The 17,105-nt window shown below is 48.8% G+C and carries 14 protein-coding genes and 1 pseudogene; 6 read left to right on the top strand and 9 right to left on the bottom strand.

Features of this window, described 5'->3' with window-relative positions:
- Positions 1 to 375: 375 nt before the first annotated feature.
- Positions 376 to 756, top strand: coding sequence for a helix-turn-helix domain-containing protein (locus tag SPB21_RS25875; RefSeq protein WP_163661041.1), 381 nt, complete (start codon positions 376 to 378; stop codon positions 754 to 756).
- On the opposite strand, the gene nblS is transcribed toward SPB21_RS25875, so the two are convergent.
- The 3 genes from nblS to SPB21_RS25890 all read right to left on the bottom strand — a co-directional run bounded on the left by nblS (position 753) and on the right by SPB21_RS25890 (position 5,452).
- On the bottom strand, positions 753 to 2,780 hold the full coding sequence (gene nblS, locus SPB21_RS25880) for a two-component system sensor histidine kinase NblS (RefSeq protein WP_499868027.1): 2,028 nt from the start codon (positions 2,778 to 2,780) through the stop codon (positions 753 to 755). The genes SPB21_RS25875 and nblS overlap by 4 nt on opposite strands.
- Positions 2,781 to 2,971: 191 nt before the next feature.
- Positions 2,972 to 4,252 carry a phosphoribosylamine--glycine ligase gene (purD, locus tag SPB21_RS25885; RefSeq protein WP_499868028.1) on the bottom strand — a complete coding sequence of 427 codons (1,281 nt, stop codon included), beginning with the start codon at positions 4,250 to 4,252 and terminating at the stop codon, positions 2,972 to 2,974.
- A gap of 177 nt (positions 4,253 to 4,429) precedes the next feature.
- A complete protein-coding gene (locus SPB21_RS25890) occupies positions 4,430 to 5,452 on the bottom strand; it encodes an S-layer homology domain-containing protein (RefSeq protein WP_499868029.1) in 1,023 nt (340 codons plus the stop codon).
- A gap of 98 nt (positions 5,453 to 5,550) precedes the next feature.
- Here SPB21_RS25890 and SPB21_RS25895 point away from each other — a divergent pair, with 98 nt between their 5' ends.
- Together SPB21_RS25895 and SPB21_RS25900 are read left to right on the top strand one after the other, a co-directional pair.
- Complete coding sequence (locus SPB21_RS25895) at positions 5,551 to 6,480, top strand: nucleoside hydrolase (RefSeq protein ID WP_163661033.1); 930 nt, start codon at positions 5,551 to 5,553, stop codon at positions 6,478 to 6,480.
- 252 nt (positions 6,481 to 6,732) lie between these two features.
- Complete coding sequence (locus tag SPB21_RS25900; protein WP_163661031.1) at positions 6,733 to 7,320, top strand: hypothetical protein; 588 nt, start codon at positions 6,733 to 6,735, stop codon at positions 7,318 to 7,320.
- A gap of 260 nt (positions 7,321 to 7,580) precedes the next feature.
- Here SPB21_RS25900 and SPB21_RS25905 read toward each other — a convergent pair whose 3' ends face one another.
- The 3 genes from SPB21_RS25905 to SPB21_RS25915 all read right to left on the bottom strand — a co-directional run bounded on the left by SPB21_RS25905 (position 7,581) and on the right by SPB21_RS25915 (position 9,991).
- The gene (locus tag SPB21_RS25905; RefSeq protein ID WP_006517353.1) at positions 7,581 to 7,925 is read right to left on the bottom strand and encodes a ribulose bisphosphate carboxylase small subunit; all 345 of its coding nucleotides are present in this window, start codon (positions 7,923 to 7,925) and stop codon (positions 7,581 to 7,583) included.
- A gap of 31 nt (positions 7,926 to 7,956) precedes the next feature.
- Entirely contained in the window at positions 7,957 to 8,352 is a 396-nt protein-coding gene (rcbX, locus tag SPB21_RS25910; protein WP_163661030.1) for a RuBisCO chaperone RbcX, read from the bottom strand.
- A gap of 208 nt (positions 8,353 to 8,560) precedes the next feature.
- Positions 8,561 to 9,991, bottom strand: coding sequence for a form I ribulose bisphosphate carboxylase large subunit (locus tag SPB21_RS25915; RefSeq protein ID WP_163661027.1), 1,431 nt, complete (start codon positions 9,989 to 9,991; stop codon positions 8,561 to 8,563).
- Between the two features lie 546 nt (positions 9,992 to 10,537).
- Between SPB21_RS25915 and SPB21_RS25920 the strand changes: the two genes are divergently transcribed.
- From SPB21_RS25920 to SPB21_RS25930, 3 genes are all read left to right on the top strand, one after another.
- Entirely contained in the window at positions 10,538 to 11,578 is a 1,041-nt protein-coding gene (locus SPB21_RS25920; protein WP_499868030.1) for a ligand-binding sensor domain-containing protein, read from the top strand.
- A gap of 180 nt (positions 11,579 to 11,758) precedes the next feature.
- Positions 11,759 to 12,529, top strand: a complete 771-nt coding sequence (gene panB, locus SPB21_RS25925; RefSeq protein ID WP_006517358.1) for a 3-methyl-2-oxobutanoate hydroxymethyltransferase — start codon at positions 11,759 to 11,761, stop codon at positions 12,527 to 12,529.
- Positions 12,530 to 12,804: 275 nt separating this feature from the next.
- On the top strand, positions 12,805 to 13,479 hold the full coding sequence (locus SPB21_RS25930) for an exopolysaccharide biosynthesis protein (RefSeq protein ID WP_163661023.1): 675 nt from the start codon (positions 12,805 to 12,807) through the stop codon (positions 13,477 to 13,479).
- Positions 13,480 to 13,551: 72 nt separating this feature from the next.
- Here SPB21_RS25930 and SPB21_RS25935 read toward each other — a convergent pair whose 3' ends face one another.
- The 3 genes and pseudogenes from SPB21_RS25935 to SPB21_RS25945 form a co-directional block, all read right to left on the bottom strand.
- The gene (locus SPB21_RS25935; RefSeq protein ID WP_163661021.1) at positions 13,552 to 14,034 is read right to left on the bottom strand and encodes a TM2 domain-containing protein; all 483 of its coding nucleotides are present in this window, start codon (positions 14,032 to 14,034) and stop codon (positions 13,552 to 13,554) included.
- Between the two features lie 303 nt (positions 14,035 to 14,337).
- A complete protein-coding gene (locus tag SPB21_RS25940; protein ID WP_499868031.1) occupies positions 14,338 to 15,756 on the bottom strand; it encodes a hypothetical protein in 1,419 nt (472 codons plus the stop codon).
- A gap of 256 nt (positions 15,757 to 16,012) precedes the next feature.
- A pseudogene (locus SPB21_RS25945) lies at positions 16,013 to 16,947 on the bottom strand (IS5 family transposase).
- Positions 16,948 to 17,105 lie beyond the last annotated feature (158 nt).

The raw sequence follows: 17,105 nt of genomic DNA on the forward strand, positions 1-17,105 counted from the left end.
TTGATTATGGTGTAAGAACAGGTGCTTTTATGCAGAATGATAGGGTGTTTAATATACGATCTTCATGTATCTAGTGATTTACACGGATGCTATACGTATTATTTGTCATGTTTTGACGACATTTGATACGTATTTATCGGCGGCTATCTTATGACTTAAAAGCAGTTTTTTGAGGCCGAGTATTTCATGTCATCGCTGAAACTCCCTAGAACCAAGCATTTGTCAATTAGTCTTAAGTCAAAAAATATTGTGGACTGCGAAGGCGCACCTATCTAATCCATAGTCTGTGTATCAAAAATAGCAAGCTAACGGCTTGATTCAGAAAAGTAGGATCAATACACTACCAACAGGTGTGTTGTATCTATATGTAGAGCAATGAGCGTTTTTCCTAGGGTTATAGATAGGTCTCAAGTTCTGGAGTGTTCTGATCATCAGTTAAAGCAAGTGGGGCAATACTTAAAAGCAGTACGTACACAACAAGGACTGTCATTGCTACAGGTGGCACAACGTACGCATATTCAACCCAAGCAATTGCGTGCCATCGAAACTGGCAATTGGATGCAGTTGCCAGAAGCAATTTATGTACAGGGATTTCTCAAACAATATGCACAGTCTTTGGGGTTGGATGGTGTAGCGATCGCAAATGATCTTGCAGTACAACCTGCTCCGGTGAACACTAAATGGTTAAATCAGTCCAATTTTTCGGCCCGTGAACGAGGCGTTGGACCGTTGCTGATCAATTGGTTGGTTGGCTAAGCCGATTCCTTGGGGGTGGCCTTAGCAGCTACTGGGGAAATCTCGCTGCCCGTGGCTGCTTCGGCGTTTCCATCTTCTTGATTAGCAACAGATTCTAGGTCTGACTCTGACCTAGGTTGTACGCGTGGAGCTTCATACATGGCTAAGTCAAACCAGAAGGTGGTACCAATACCCACTTCACTGACTAAACGCATCTTACTGTTGTGCTTGGCAATAATGTTTTTAACGATAGAAAGGCCTAACCCAGTACCTTCTAGCGTATGAACGCGATTTTCTACACGATAGAAACGATCAAAGATTGCATCTTGATCTTCAGGTGCAATGCCAATACCGGTATCGGAAATTTCGATGCGGACACTGTCAGTAAAGTCTGGGTGCTCAACCGCCGATGGCGCACGATAGGCACGAATGGCCACACAGCCCCCCGCTGTAGAAAACTTCAGGCCATTCCCCACTAAGTTACCAAACACCTGCAACATTAAATCGTAGTTGCCTCGCACCGGTGGCAGACCTTCTTCAATTTCTTGAATCAGCTCTATTCCTTTATCCTTAGCGTTGAGCTGATAGGTGCGCAGGATCTGTTCAATGGGTTGATGAATATCCAACGCCGAAAACTGATAGCGACGATTCGACTCCAACCGTGAAAGATCTAACACGTCATTCACCAGACGTGTCAGGCGATCAGTTTCATGATTAGCGGTCTCTAAAAACTCCTGGCGCTCGCGGTCAGACAAATCATCACCATACTCATAGAGAGTTTCAATGAACGATTTGATGTTGAACAACGGTGTCCGTAACTCATGGGAAATGTTGCTAATAAACTGGCTCTTGGCCGCATTTAAGGCAACCTCTCGGGTAATATCCTGAATTGTGAGGGCAATACCTTTAACCGTTTCACCCGACTGATCCAACACGGAGTTCAGTAATACGCGAATGGTACGACTCGTAGGTTCAGTCAGGGCAATGCGAAATTCTTGGCTTTCAGATGAGTCCCCCTTAGCAGCCTGATATAGTGGGCGGGTCATCTGTGCCCTCACCTCTGTGGGAAGATGCTGTAACACATTACCGTCCGGTGGTAGGTGAGCGTCCCAGCCAAAAATACGACTAGCTGCCGTATTGGCAAGCACCACCTCCATGTTGGCATCGATCAAAATTGCACCGTCAGCGATGGTAGATACAAGACGCTCTAACTTGGCTTTCTCAGCAGTGAGTTCTTCAATATTCTGTTCTTCATAGCGCTCCAGGCGCTCTGCCATGTAGTTAAAGCTTTGAATTAGCTCACCCAACTCGTCTCCACCTCGGGAGAGATCGATCCGCTGCTTAAAGTTACCGGCAGCAATGTTCTTCACACCGGTTAAGAGTTCTTTAATGGGCTGAGTAATGGTCAGCGCATTAAACACTGCTCCCAAAATCACCATCACCCAAATGCACACAAATACAGCAATGGTGACATCACGTGTGAGGTGGGAAGATGCCACCACCGTCGGATTAGGATTAATCCCTAACGCTAGGACACCGAGGTAATTGCCTTTGACTTTAAGTGGGACAAAGACATCAGTGACTTCGCCAGCAGGGGTGAGATGCTGACGCACCATGGGCAGATCAACACTCTTGACATAATTCTCTGGCAGCTGCATACGGCGGCTGAGGGTAAGAGAGTTTTGCACCGCCGAATCAGAATAGGGAATACCAAAAAAGATATAGCCCTCTGGATTGGCATAGAGCATATAGCGAATGCTCGATGTGCTCTCCATAAACCGCCGGGAGAATAGGGCCAGCTCATCAAGCTGCTGCGATTGGACCAAGGGGGCTGTATTTGAAGCTAGCAATAAGCCTAAGTCACGACCAAAACGGGTGTCATTCAAACGGGCATCGAGCTGGATCGTATTTACGGCCCAAAAGGTGAGGCTGCTCATAATCAGAGATACAACCAAGGTGGCCGCCGCCATTAAACGCGTCTGGAGGGTAAAGTCTTTCCACCAGTCAGCGATTAGAGTGCGAATTGTTTGAAACAGCTCTACCATTCAACCTACATAAACCGCTCGATAGTATTGTGACATGAATCCCAAAATGACGGGTGGAGTGGGGCATGGGGATAGGGAACGGCAGGGATGGACGTTTTGAGTTTTGAGTGCTGAGTTTTGGGTGAACGGTGAGCAGATACGCATCAGATAGAGTCTCTCAGGCAAGCCGCTCACAATTCAAAACTCGTAATTTAAAACTGATCTCTAACCCTATGGCCGATATCTCGCCGATAGTAGGCATTATCAAACTGAATGGCTTCGGCTGCAACATAGGCGTTTGCGATCGCATCTCCAAACGTGTCACCTAATGCTGTCACCCCTAGAATGCGCCCACCGTTGGATTTGAGGGTTCCTTTGTCTAACTGAGTTCCCGCATGGAATACCATGGCACCCGTATCGGTAGCGGCATCGATACCATCAATGGTCATGCCCTTAGGATATTTGCCAGGATAACCATCAGCCGCCAACACCACACAAGCCGCATAACCAGACTTCCACTCAAATGGGGGAAGTTCCTCTAGGCGCTGCTCACAGCAGGCCAGCATGATCTTGTCTAGGGGTGTATTTAACAGGGGAAGCACCACCTGGGTTTCAGGGTCACCAAAGCGACAGTTAAACTCAATAACTTTGAGGTCGCCTGCGGGGGTAATCATCAGTCCGGCATATACGACGCCACGGTAGTCAATGCCTCGGTTTCTTAGCGCCTGTACCGTCGGTTCTAGCACTTCAGCCTGAATGCGCTCCGATAGGGCAGAGGGGACAACAGGAGTGGGCGCATAGGCACCCATACCGCCGGTATTAGGGCCTGTATCGCCTTCGCCTATCTGCTTATGGTCCTGGGCAGGCATCAGGGGACGAATGGTGATGCCGTCGGTGACGGCCAATACTGATGCCTCCTGGCCTGTCAGAAATTCTTCGATGACTACTTGTTTGCCCGCTGTACCAAACTGACCGCTAAATATGGATGCGATCGCATCTTTAGCCTCCTCCAGAGTCATGGCGACAGTCACGCCTTTCCCCGCAGCCAATCCATCTGCCTTGATGACAATGGGAGCCCCTTGTTCCTCGACATAGGCAGTGGCCGCTTCACCATTATCAAACACAGAACTTGCTGCGGTCGGTATACCCGCTTCCTGCATCAGTGCTTTTGCCCAGGCCTTACTGGCTTCCAGCTGTGCCCCATCTTGATTGGGGCCAAATACAGTAATTCCCTGAGCCCTCAGGCCATCTGCTACACCATCTGCTAGGGGTTGCTCTGGACCAATAGCCACCAGACCAATATTCTGCACCAGGGAAAACCGCGCAATCCCCTCGACATCATCTACAGACATCGCCAAATTACTACAGCCAGCCAATGTGGCCGTCCCACCATTGCCTGGAATGCACACTACTCCACTCACATTGGGTGACTGTAACAATGTCCATGCCATGGCGTGCTCACGCCCACCACTACCAATTACAATGGCCTTCACAACGTTTTTTCCTGACAAAATAAACGGGCTTCATTTTCCCATGTCATGGGCGTATTGGGAAAAGGTTGTAATGTTCCTGTTTCCGCTGGAGATTTGGGACATTCGATGGCATACCCCTATCTCAATACACTTGGTAATATATATGAAGTCTGCATTACCAAGTGCATTACTAGGTATTTATTCAGCAGTCTCTATATCCTGTTCCTCACTATTACTCTGATTTTCTGCTGAGGTCAAAACGTCTGTAGCGGTGATACCTTCGGTGCTGTTCCCAAACCGCCACAGCACCGCTGCCGCCTCAGCGCGAGTGACTGCTTTATCGGGCTGGAAGAGCGTGGTGTATCCAAGGGCTCGACGGATATTGGCAAATTCTCCATTGCTATGGTCAGTCAGGACAGCCTTGAGGACTGTAGGCTCAATTTTGCCAGCATCTTGAAAGCCCCAAGCCTCTGTCACAGCCGTAGCCGTAGCCGCTGGTAATGCCGCTCGGGTATCTAACGGGACTTTCCAAAGAATCAGATCTTTGCGCGTTAGAGGAGCATCAGGTCGAAACTTTACAACCGTAGTGCTGCCATTCAGCGGGCTGGGGATAATCCCTGCCTCCGCCAAGCCTTGAATCGCTGCAAAATCAATATTGGTTTTACCCACATCTTGAAACGTTGGTTGAGCACTTTCTACAGCGGGGCGAATTTTTTTGGCGCGTTGGTCGCTATAGAACTTATTGTTGACAGCCAACAGCCAACGGGCATATTCCCGCCGTGTGATCACTTGGTTTGGCAAAAACTCATTGGGGTCGCGTTCAATATTGTCATCTGCCTTAACATCAATCAGCATCAGTACATCCAGAGCCACTAAATCCTCGATATACTGTTGCAATTCTTCTGGAGCTTCTCCAATATCGATGTAGCTTGTTTGGGTAAATGTGGGGGTTACCGGCGTCTCAGACTCCGGTCCTTCAGGTTGGTTACTGGTTGCAGCCTCCTCCTCCGCTGGTTCAGCTTCATTGGGAGCCGCTGGAGTGGCAGTTGTCCCTGGTGTGCTAGCTGTCTCGTTCGTAGCCGTTTCTTCCTCCACTAGGCGTGGGTCAGGCTCCAGATTCTTTTCTAATGAATCTCCCAACTGACTGCCTTCGCAACTGGCTAAAAACAAGCACAGGACAAAACCCAAGGATTTGACGATGTGCTGAGGAAGGTATTGCATTCCACTAAGCTCCCTAGAAGCTGCGTTACCACGCTAGCGTATCTGATCAAATACATGGCAGGCTAGGCTAGGGACACCTCCTTCTTTGGGTTTCTTCCATGGCACGTCCGCTGATTATTGACTGCGATCCTGGAGTGGATGATGCGATCGCACTCCTACTGGCGATCGCCCATCCCGCAGCATTCAATATTCTTGGCATTACCACCGTCGCGGGCAACGTCCCGCTACACTACACCAGCCAAAATGCCCTCAAGATTTGCGCGTTAGCCCATGCAGACATTCCTGTCTACGCAGGCTGCCCTCGTCCCATGCTCAGGCCCTTATCCACTGCCGTTGATGTCCATGGAGCCACTGGTTTACAAGGGACAGAGCTACCTACCCCTCAACAGCCACTAATGGTGCAACACGCTGTTGCATTTTTAATCGAGACCCTGCAACAAGCATCAGCACCGATCACCCTGGCCACCCTGGGACCATTGACCAATATTGCCGTTGCCCTGATCCAAGCACCTCAAATCACCAACAAAATCGACACAATTATTGCCATGGGCGGTGCCATTACCCACGGCAACATGACGCCTGGTGCTGAGTTTAATATCTATGTCGATCCCCATGCTGCCCAGGTCGTCTTCGCATCCGGCATTCCCATCAAGTTGATTACCCTCGACACCACCCATCAGGTACTTACCACACCTGAGCGCCTCAAAAGCTTCAGAGAACTCCATACCCCCGTGGGTCATACTGTCGCTGATCTGCTTGCCCACTACGGCACCCCTGATGTTGAACGCTATGGGATGAACGGCGCGCCTTTGCACGATCCATGTGTGATCGCCTACTTATTAAACCCCGAACTATTTACGTTTCGGCCTACCTATACAACCGTCGACACGACCAGCCCTGAAAATATGGGTCGTACCGTTATTGACTGGTGGGAGCGCACTGGTAAAGCACCTAATGTAGATGTAGCCGCCTCTGTCAATACGGCCAGCATATACGACTTGCTCATAAAATCCTTAGCCACACTATAATCCCAATTCCCCATTATCTGCTGGCCCAGGGCACCCACAAGGGGAGGTCCCTGATTGCCCGCTAGCCCAGGTACACCCACAAGGACAGCCCCTATATCCTATGGTCTGCTGGCCCAGGGCACCCACAATGGGCAGCCCCTACATCCTATTGTCCACTTCCCAATTAATCATCAATACTTGAACAAAGTCCTTTACTTTACTGCGCCAACCAGGAACGATTGCTAAAATGCCATCAAGCCGCCCGGTAGAGTAATGACCTATACCACTCAGGAACTTATCGACATCCTCGATCAAGAACTCAAGGCCGCCTGGCGCGGAGAACGCGTATTACTATCCACTGATGATCGCTTAGCCAATCCCGTAGTCTCTAAAGCTATTGGCGCTGAAAAACTAAGTAAAGTCTTTGCCCTTAAAGATTTTCGCGATCAGATTCATCAGTACCAACGAGAACACAATGTATCTGGCCTCGTGTGGCATCCCTGCACATTCAAGGGTCAAACTATTCGACTACCAGAAATTCATCCAAACCTAGCGGCAATTCCAGCCGATAAAGCAACCCTAGCCGCTGCTAAAACGACCATTATTGAATTCTGGCGGACTTCCAGTGAAGGGTTAAGACTGTGGGCAGCAGGTCATGATCCTGTAGAAATTGATGCCGCCACCGTTGAAAGCTATATCAAAGAAACGGAATGGGCCGATATTAGCGCCACTCGCTGCGAGCTATACCTGGGTCTATGTTGGGGCAATCCCAAAGAATGCTATTGTGGCTGGGCTTACCCGGAATCAGGCTGTCATCGCATTATTGCCGCTACCGCCGAACCTAGCGACATAAAGATATAACTATTATGTGATTGCAACTGATGTAGTACTAGCAGATGGTCAAGTAAGCGAAGCAGCAGCAGCTCTCTTGAGCAGTCTATTTAGCTCATTAGAGTGACCCGAAAATTTGGTTAACCAAGTCATTCAGGTAATGATCATCAGAAACAAAGGCTAGAAAATTTCAAGTCCGAACTTTACAAGCAAAAAAGCGGAAGGAATATATTCCTTCCGCTTTTTCAATAATCAATTAGGATACAAGCCTACCGGCTATACCCAAAAGCTTAGTAGCGGTAGCTGCTGCCAGAACCAGGCTTATGAACGATGAAGCTAAGGATTTGGCACTGCTTCACGTTGTCAAATCCAACAACACGAACAAAGCAATCGGGGTACTCAGAACGACAAGCCTGCACTTCGTCTAGGACTTCACGAGTGCTGCTTGCGTTAAACAAAGGCAGCTTCCACATGGTCCAGTAGTAAGCAGTCGGATCAGAATCTTCGTTGAACTCAATGGCAGGGAAGTAACCTTGCTCAAGTACGTACTGAATCTGACGCTCGATCTGAGCATCAGTCAAAGGAGGGAGGTAAGACAGCGTTTCGTAACGACGCTCTTTGGGCAGAGTTTTCATAATCTACTCGTCAGTATCGGTTTACAACGGTTTAGTCAGACTGAGAATCCCTATCACCCGCATCAGCTTCGCTATGAAAATCATCAGAACTCATTTGAGTAATGCGCTCTAAATGTCGCTTACGATGCTCAATGTTTGCTTGCTGAATGCCCGTCACGACCATCTCTGGGAGAAATTCAGTCACTTCTTCCGCGAGGTGCTGACGAACAGTCATAACTCGAAGCGCGAGATCTGCATTTTCCTGCATGAGCGAAGCAATAAAGGCTTCACCATCCTGTAACTTATCTCGAGTTGCAAACTCATTGAACCAATAGGAGCGAGGCAAGTTTGTTTCTCGCAACTGCCCCATGACTATTCGAACCGCTTGATAGGTTAGATAGCTTGTCAGCGTCTTAGCCGTATCTTTTGCAATTCGCTTTATATCCATGGGTGAGCTCAATGCATCACAGGCATTAAAGCAGCTTGAAACAGCTGATGCAGTAACCAGAGCAGCAGTTTTGATATTGGCATTGCTAACGGATTAGCAATCGCCCTTAATCGCAATGACCACTGCTCTAGCTATGGCAATTAGAGGGTGTCTCTAGTTAGAGGGTGTCTCTAGTTAGAGGGTGTCTCTAGTTAGAGAGTGTCTCTAGTTAGAGGGTGTCCACAGTGTCGAACTCAAACTTGATTTCCTTCCAAAGTTCGCAAGCTGCAGCCAGCTCAGGAGACCACTTGCAAGCTTCACGGATGATGTCGCCACCTTCGCGAGCCAGGTTACGGCCTTCGTTACGAGCCTGAACACAAGCTTCAAGGGCAACACGGTTAGCAGTTGCACCAGGAGCATTACCCCAAGGGTGACCCAACGTACCACCACCGAACTGAAGAACGGAGTCGTCGCCGAAGATTTCAACCAGAGCAGGCATGTGCCATACGTGGATACCACCGGAAGCAACAGCCATTACGCCACCCATGGAAGCCCAGTCTTGAGTGAAGTAAACACCACGAGACTTGTCTTGCTCTACATAGTTTTCACGCAGTAGGTCTACGAAACCAAGGGTACCAGCGCGGTCACCCTCAAGCTTACCGACAACAGTACCGGTGTGGATGTGGTCACCACCGGACATCCGCAAGCACTTAGCCAGAACCCGGAAGTGAATACCGTGGTTCTTCTGACGGTCGATTACTGCGTGCATCGCACGGTGGATGTGCAATAGCAGACCGTTGTCGCGACACCAGTGAGCCAGAGTCGTGTTAGCAGTAAAGCCACCCGTCAGGAAGTCATGCATGACGATGGGCTGACCGAGTTCTTTGGCGAACTCAGCGCGCTTCAGCATCTCTTCACAAGTGCCAGCAGTTACATTCAGGTAGTGACCCTTGATTTCGCCAGTCTCTGCTTGCGCCTTGCTAATGGCATCGGCACAGAACAAGAAGCGATCGCGCCAGCGCTGGAAAGGCTGAGAGTTAATGTTCTCGTCATCCTTAGTGAAGTCAAGACCACCACGCAAGCACTCATAAACCGCACGGCCATAGTTCTTAGCGGATAGACCGAGCTTGGGCTTAATGGTGCAACCAAGTAGAGGACGACCATACTTATTCAGCTTGTCGCGCTCAACCTGAATACCGTGGGGAGGTCCCTGGAATGTCTTGAGGTAAGCAACCGGAATGCGTAAGTCTTCCAGACGTAGAGCACGCAGAGCCTTAAAGCCGAATACGTTACCTACAAGAGAAGTAAGCAAGTTAGTAACGGAGCCTTCCTCAAATAGGTCCAGAGGATAAGCAACGTAGCAAATGTACTGGTTATCTTCACCAGGTACGGGCTCAATGTCATAGCAACGACCCTTGTACCGATCCATGTCGGTTAAAAGGTCGGTCCATACAGTGGTCCAAGTACCGGTGGAAGATTCTGCAGCTACAGCAGCTGCACACTCTTCAGGAGGAACCCCAGGCTGAGGGGTCATCCGGAATGCGGCCAGAATATCAGTATCTTTGGGCGTGTAGTCCGGAGTGTAATAGGTAAGTTTGTAATCCTTTACACCAGCACTATAGCCAGCCTTCGACTGCGTCGACGTCTGAGAGTAAGACATATCTCCCTTTCCTGTGAATCAAACTAGATGGCTTACGAACTCTTGCAATTCCCAGATAGGGCGGTCTGCCGCTGTTTGACTGAGTTAACTGAGTTCGAAAATCGTATCGAGCAGCAAACACTGCTAGACAGCCAAATTGACTGTTCTCCTTATGGTTAGGCAGCAAACAACTACCTAATTCTTTAAAGAATACTATCAGCGATCTGATAAGTTCTGTTTTGGAACTTCTGTATAGATTCATAATTTTTATTTATGAATCTACGTTCTATATCATTAAGTTTTCGAAAGATGCGTCTGTTAATGCAGCATGTAGAGGTTTTGCTAGCCAGGCAGATTACGCCTAGCATCTTTTGGAGGTAATGTCCCACGGAAATTGAAAAAGTCTTTTATTCTCTAATGAATTTTTTAGATTTATTGGTGAACAATACCCTGTTTGGAACGGCTAGAGTTGACACAAATCCTTGGGCACGCTATCAAAAGCATCAAGTTACCTGCTGCCATATGTTGCAGGAGAGATAAACCCATGGTCTGTAGGGAGACGTCACTGTGATTTCTGTTAAGCAATTGATTCAGCTGACCGTAGGCGCAACACTTTTGTGGAGTGCTGGCATGCCGGTTAGGGCGCAAGAATCGACTGGGACCCCTATATATACAGACCCGCCGCCGCGAGCTGTGCCACTGCCGTCTGATCGCCCTTATCAACGCAATCCTCTGGCAACTGACTTTCGGGTGGGGGCGCTGCAGTCAGACTTTACGGGGAGTCTCTGGGTGGGCTCCCACCAGGGATTGGCTCGTATTAATCCAGCAACGGGCGTGATTCAGTCTCGGGTCAATGTACCCAACCGGTTTATTGATGCGATGGCTCAAGATCGGGTGGGGCGTATTTGGCTAGGCACGTTTAACGGTCTTGTCAGGGTTGACCCTCGCATTAATCAAATCACTGCACAAAACTTTCGATTACCGTCTAATCGGGTGTTGGACATGGCCATTGATGGTCGTGGTTTTTTGTGGGTAGGGACCGATCAAGGTTTGGCGATGGTCAGTCCTGATCGAGGTCTGTTGATGACCACCCTGCAAGAGCTGCCAGGTACCAGTGCAAATGCGTTGGCTGTTGATCAGGATGGACAGTTATGGGTGGGAACCCTATCGGGGTTGGTGCGGGTGGATACGGCATCAGCCTTTATTTTGAATCAGGTTTCTAATATCCCAGGTCGTTCTGTCCGAGCGATCGCAACGGGACCGCAAGGACAAATATGGGTGGGTACATCCCAAGGTTTATTTGTCTTTGATGGTAAAACGGGGGCTCTGCTGCGCTCTGTGACGCAAATGGAAGGCAAAAGCGTTACCGACATTGCCTTTGATACAACCCATACCCTTTGGGCAGGGACTGAAAACGGATTGTTTAAGCTCAATCCTTATAACGGTGCCATTGTCAGCCAGGTGCCCAACTTACCCTCAGGCAATGTCCTCTCGTTGGCAACAGACGTCAGTGACAAACTTTGGGTGGGTACAACAGAAGGTTTGGCTTGGGTAAGTTTGACCACAGGCAGAGCCAATACCCATGAGATGTTTACCCACCAACCCTGATTAGCACCATAAGGTAACCAGAAGCCCCTCTAACCCTGTTAGCCAATCCCTTGACGACATTTTCTATTCTTCCAAAGCAAGAAAATGCCGTTACCCCCGAAACGGTCTAGTTGTGGCCTAATTGTAGTAGAGGCGATGGTGCAGCCATCCTCCGGTAATACGTGACTACGGTGATTAGCCATGACCATAACGGTTTCTCAAATAAATCGTTGGAAGCAGGAGGGACGTGCCATAGCAGCACTTACGGCCTGGGATTATCTATCCGCTCAGTTGGTGGATGCGGCTGGGGTAGATATTGCGTTAGTGGGTGACTCCCTGGCAATGCCCGTGCTGGGGTACGAAACTACGGTGCCTCTAACGTTGGATGAGATTATTCACCATGCCAAGGCGGTGCGTCGTGGGTTATCCAATGCATTTATGGTGGTGGATCTGCCGTTTTTAAGCTATCAGGTCAGCCCAGAACAGGCTCTGGTGACTGCTGGCAAGGTGATGAAAGAAACTGGCACCCAGGGAGTGAAGTTAGAAGGCGGTCATCCGGCGATGGCGGCAACGGTGGCACGGTTGACCCAAATTGGTATTCCTGTCATGGGGCATGTGGGCTTGACACCCCAGTCAGTGCATCAGTTTGGGGGCTTTCGTAAACAAGGTAAAACCGCTAAAGAGGCTGAGCGCATTTTGCAAGAGGCTCAAGCGTTAGAGCGGGCAGGTGCATTTGCCATTGTGCTGGAGCATATACCGCAGGATGTGGCTAAGACTATCACCCAAACCTTAGGAATTCCTACCATTGGCATTGGGGCTGGGCCACACTGCGATGGTCAGGTGTTGGTTACCTCAGACCTGTGGGGACTATCGGAATGGCAACCACCGTTTGCTCAACCGCTGGCAGATTTGCGATCGCAAGCCATCAACGCCGTCCAACAATTTTGTAACCAGGTCCGCCAAACTCCATAAGCCGTCATCGGGGGGTGACTTCCCAGGGATTGCCATATGCCGCTAAGCTGGCTAAGACATCGGTGGAACCTAGCGTTCGTTGGCTCAGTCAAATGGGCTGAGATATGGTGCGTTTGGGAGCACTTAATGACCCATGGGCATAATCCTTTCCTTGGGGAGGAAAAAATTAGTAAGAGTGATGGAAAACTCAAACTTTAAAACTCAGACCTTAAACTTCCCCAGACCTGCGCTAACGTTGGCGAAACTCTTATAAGTAACTTCTAAATTTATTTACTATGGCTAAACTGTCCGCTGAACTTCAGCGCTACTTTTTAGATGCTCCCTCGCTGACGCCAACACCCCATGAACAAGCAGCAGCGGCGGCAGCTACATCACGTTTAGATGTCACCTTAAAGGAATTACTCACCCTGGGGGGAGAGCGTACTTTTGGTTTTTTATTTGTACTGCTCTCACTGCCCTCAGCCTTGCCTGTGCCAGCACCGGGCTACTCGATTCCATTTGGCATTGTTATGCTCTGGTTGGCAGTGCAGCTGATAGTGGGTCGAGAAAAGCCCTGGCTGCCAGAAAAGTGGATGAACAGAGGATTTGAGCGCACTAAGGTGGCGGGCTTCATCACGAAGGGATTGCCCTGGCTACAGAAGATTGAGGCGGTATCGCGCCCTAGACTGTCCATTATCTGCACAAGCCCTGTGGGTCGTATGGTGTTGGGAATTGCGATCGCACTAATGTCAATGTGCATGATGATTCCCATCCCCGGCACTAACACCTTGCCTGCCATTGGCATTTTTGTGATTGGGTTTGGCCTACTCGATGATGACGGAGCAATTAGTTTGGCAGGCCTGACACTTTGCACCCTGGCCGTGGGTCTAGTGGGAAGTATCTTCTTTTTGGGTGCCGAGGTTGTTGATCAAGGCAAAGATTGGGTCAAAGGCCTTATTTTTGGTCAGTAAATGAAAACGACAGTTGCATGATGTGACTTAAGACAATCACCAAAAGATTGCCTACAGCACTCTGCCGTAATCTCACATCAATTCTGGAAACTCATAAACGATAACCCCTGAATCAGGGCGGTTGGTAATGTCAGCATAGCCAGATTTAACCATTGCTGTGAGCTCCGTTTCGATAGCTTCAAAAGATTGACCTGTATCCATCACAGCCTGGGTCACCGTAATCTGGCCACCGTGCAGCTTAGCTAAACGCAACAGTTTCACCGCTAGCGGATCTTGGCTAACTTCGGCGGCAACAGCAGGCTGTAGATCAAAGTTGGATGGGTGGTCATCCACAAGCTGTCGCTGTCGTTTTTCTGCCATATCTGAAATTAGAAACAGGTCAACAAACTGACCAATTCCAAAGAAACCTAAAGTACACATCCAGATGACGCCGGACGTAATTTTGCCGTTGTAGAGTCGATGTAGCCCAAATATGCCTAAAAAAGCGCCAGCCCACAAAAAATAACTCGCAATTTTACGATTTTGAACTTGCTGGGAAGGCACGATAGCAGACATAGCTCAACTAAGTAGGGGGGGCTAGTGCTTCCAGCTTACAAAAGGAAAACTGAGAGCGTCCATAAAGATTCATTCGGGTTGACCGAACCGAGCTAGAGAAAACTTTGAATTTTGAGGTTGGAATTTTGAGTTGATGCTCTTTAGTTGGTTCAGACTTAGTGCAAGGATATCAACTCAAAACTAATACGCAATCCTGACTGATAACATCCGATATCGAAGGGCATCCACAAGGGCGTGCCCCTACAAGATTGTCTATTTTTAATTGGGTTGAATGTATTCGGACTTGGGATAAGCACTCAAAATTTATTCTTCTCGCAATCTTTCCCAAAGCTCTCTCGCTTCTTCTTCACTCATATCCAAACGTTCGCGAGAATGCTGCCAAAACTTCTCCCACCAATCATCCGGCTGAGTGTGGTCGCCCTCATACTCATTAGGGCGACCTTGACGACCATCTAAGACCAGGCTGCCTACATAGTCGGCCTCATCATAGACTTTTTGGATTTGTTCATGAATTTCGCGCATATCATCAGCAGAGACAACGCCATTGCTGGTGGCTTTGTAAAACTGGACGGTGACGCGAATTGGGAAATTAGGATCTCGTTCGATCTCAAGGTTATCGATTTCGGTGAACGGACCTTCGACTTCACCATGACCGATAACGGCAGCCTCTACATTGCTACTACGCTCCATTGAGTCCATAGCCGCTGATTCCAGCATCATGGTTCCAGCCATCGGTGCAGCGGACATAAAAGGCTGTTTTTGTTTGAGGGGTACCTGAATAAGCATGACCATGTTGAGCCCTGCCTTGTCTGCATCAGTGTTCACAGGTTGCTCATTGGTTGGCTCGGTATCGCTACTGGTATCAATCTGAAAATCGCTGAGCCGCTGGCCCGTGAGACTAGCACGCTCGCCATTTTGATTGAAAAATAAACGTTGTCCCCAGGTATGTCCGGCGTCAAAGCCATCACGCTGGTTATCAATTACAGTGGCGCTGGTGCCTTCTCGGGTCACCAGCAATGTGAGCACAGCCGGATCACCCGGGTAAGACTGGTAGTTAAATAAAACAGGGTTAAAAGTTGCTTCGTCGCCTTGGGGAATGGGTAAGAATGCTGCTTGAGCGCTCACCAAGACATGACTGTCACGATCTGCTAAAAGGGATTTCTCTGTGCCAGCCCACGAATCTGGCTCACTCAAATAGCTACGCAAATTTTCAAGTACATCTTCTAAGGAGACCCGTTCTAAATCCTCACCTTTTTCGTTACCGGTAAGCACATAAAACTGATCTATAGGAACATCACCTGTGAGATCCGCAAAATTCGGATAGCGGATGACGGGCATCAGGTGCAGCGAATATTCTCCTGTATCAGGATCTTGTTGTTGGACCTGAATGGTCATATCGCTGATGTTAGGACCAACTGCAGAATTGTCATAACGCCCAGTATCTTCCCAAGTAACGTCGAGGATATCTAGCCCCCAGCGGTCTGCCAGGGTTTGGCTACTCTGGTCATAAATCATTGACCGGGTGCGCTCAATGACTTGACGATAATCTTCAAACTGTTGTCGCCGCACAATACGAGGTGCCTTCTCCGGTCCAGAAACTGGCACATTAGATACGTTAGCTAGCAATTCAGCTGGCTCAGAGGATAAATTTGCCTCAGCTTGATAGGTCATGCCCATCATTGCCATTGCCCCCAATCCTAATAACCAAAGCCGCTTAGCCATTTATCTGCCTTCCTTGTATTCGTTATGCTCAGCATATAAAGGGATTCAATGGCATGGGGTCGGGTTACAGAAAATGCAACGATTTGACTACGCTTGATACCTCACCACAGTCAAACCTTGTCATAGGACAAAAAATATGAATTTCAGTTTTAAGGTCAAAAATGAGAGTCACAGAAATGAGTTTCATTTTTTAGTCCGAAATGGCTTTGGTGCGTGAATATTTTGGTAGACAGAACGGTCCTTTAGGACCTCGATCTTAGCCTTCAACAGGATAGCTATCCGGCATTCCTAAGTGGGTGAACTGATTGAGAATAGAACACTCCAACAGTAATTCTGTCGTTTGATTTTCAATACAACGTGCAGACACCTGCCCTGTGAAAATGGTTTTAACTCGATACATGGTCGTTTCACTCAGAGACCGTCGATGATAGTTAATCTCTTCCTTCCAGGCAGAACGCCCCTGTTTTCGTATCGCTCGTAGGTTTTCATCCCGTGGATGAGGATCTTGTTTGCGGTTGCCATGAAACCAAATTTTGGCATCTTTGCGAGGCGGAATCGCGGCGGTTGCGCCCGCTCATCAATGGCATCGTAGCAATAGGTTCGGTCGTAGGCTCCATCGGCGCTGACTTGGTCAATCTCGTCTGGAATTTGGTCGAGGAGGTCTGGCAATATCTCACCATCACTGATGGCGTTCGAGGTCACCATGGTTGCCAGAATCTCTCCCGTTTGCTCATCGACACCCAAATGTAGTTTGAGCCAAGTGCGACGTTTACTGACGCCATGCTGACGGCTTTTCCATTCCCCTTCTCCATAGACTTTAATGCCCGTACTGTCTACCACCACATGACGTCCCCCAGTCGTGGGTTTCGTTGGTAAATCAATTGCTACAGTCTTTTGACGACGCGACAGGGTTGTATGCACCGGTAAGGTCACCGATACTCCCATCAGCTCAAAGATAGACCCTGCAAAGCCGATGGTTTGACGCAAGGCGAGTCCATAGATCACTTTGAAGGTTAATAAGGTCTCAATGGCTAAGTCGCTATACGTCTTAGAAGCCCCAGGTTTGCCTGTCTTTTGGGTATTTTCCCACCCTGCAATCACCTCATCACTGAGCCATAGTGTCAGACTTCCTCGCTTGACCAAGGCAGCGTTATACTTAGACCAGTTACGGAGTTTGTAAGTGCGTTTCATCGGTACCGTGTTTGTGTGGTAACTACACTTTACCGGCTCTTACAGCTCCGTAGCTTCCTGATTCACGCACCAAAGCCGTCCGAAATTGAAATTGATGGGAACGGATTTCAATTTTGGGTCATTAAGTGCAATGGATAAAGCTGTTTTCGCTGATAATG

Source organism: Leptothoe sp. ISB3NOV94-8A (assembly GCF_043421595.1).
Taxonomy (GTDB): Bacteria; Cyanobacteriota; Cyanobacteriia; order Phormidesmidales; family Phormidesmidaceae; genus Leptothoe; species Leptothoe turfae.

What these genes read in the sequence shown, in the direction of transcription:
- SPB21_RS25930 (WP_163661023.1), top strand. Translation starts at nt 12,805, where the DNA reads ATGGCTAAACTGTCCGCTGAACTTCAGCGCTACTTTTTAGATGCTCCC.
- SPB21_RS25940 (WP_499868031.1), bottom strand. Translation starts at nt 15,756, where the DNA reads ATGGCTAAGCGGCTTTGGTTATTAGGATTGGGGGCAATGGCAATGATG.
- panB (WP_006517358.1), top strand. Translation starts at nt 11,759, where the DNA reads ATGACCATAACGGTTTCTCAAATAAATCGTTGGAAGCAGGAGGGACGT.
- SPB21_RS25915 (WP_163661027.1), bottom strand. Translation starts at nt 9,991, where the DNA reads ATGTCTTACTCTCAGACGTCGACGCAGTCGAAGGCTGGCTATAGTGCT.
- rcbX (WP_163661030.1), bottom strand. Translation starts at nt 8,352, where the DNA reads ATGGATATAAAGCGAATTGCAAAAGATACGGCTAAGACGCTGACAAGC.
- SPB21_RS25890 (WP_499868029.1), bottom strand. Translation starts at nt 5,452, where the DNA reads ATGCAATACCTTCCTCAGCACATCGTCAAATCCTTGGGTTTTGTCCTG.
- SPB21_RS25905 (WP_006517353.1), bottom strand. Translation starts at nt 7,925, where the DNA reads ATGAAAACTCTGCCCAAAGAGCGTCGTTACGAAACGCTGTCTTACCTC.
- nblS (WP_499868027.1), bottom strand. Translation starts at nt 2,780, where the DNA reads ATGGTAGAGCTGTTTCAAACAATTCGCACTCTAATCGCTGACTGGTGG.
- SPB21_RS25895 (WP_163661033.1), top strand. Translation starts at nt 5,551, where the DNA reads ATGGCACGTCCGCTGATTATTGACTGCGATCCTGGAGTGGATGATGCG.
- SPB21_RS25935 (WP_163661021.1), bottom strand. Translation starts at nt 14,034, where the DNA reads ATGTCTGCTATCGTGCCTTCCCAGCAAGTTCAAAATCGTAAAATTGCG.
- SPB21_RS25900 (WP_163661031.1), top strand. Translation starts at nt 6,733, where the DNA reads ATGACCTATACCACTCAGGAACTTATCGACATCCTCGATCAAGAACTC.
- SPB21_RS25875 (WP_163661041.1), top strand. Translation starts at nt 376, where the DNA reads ATGAGCGTTTTTCCTAGGGTTATAGATAGGTCTCAAGTTCTGGAGTGT.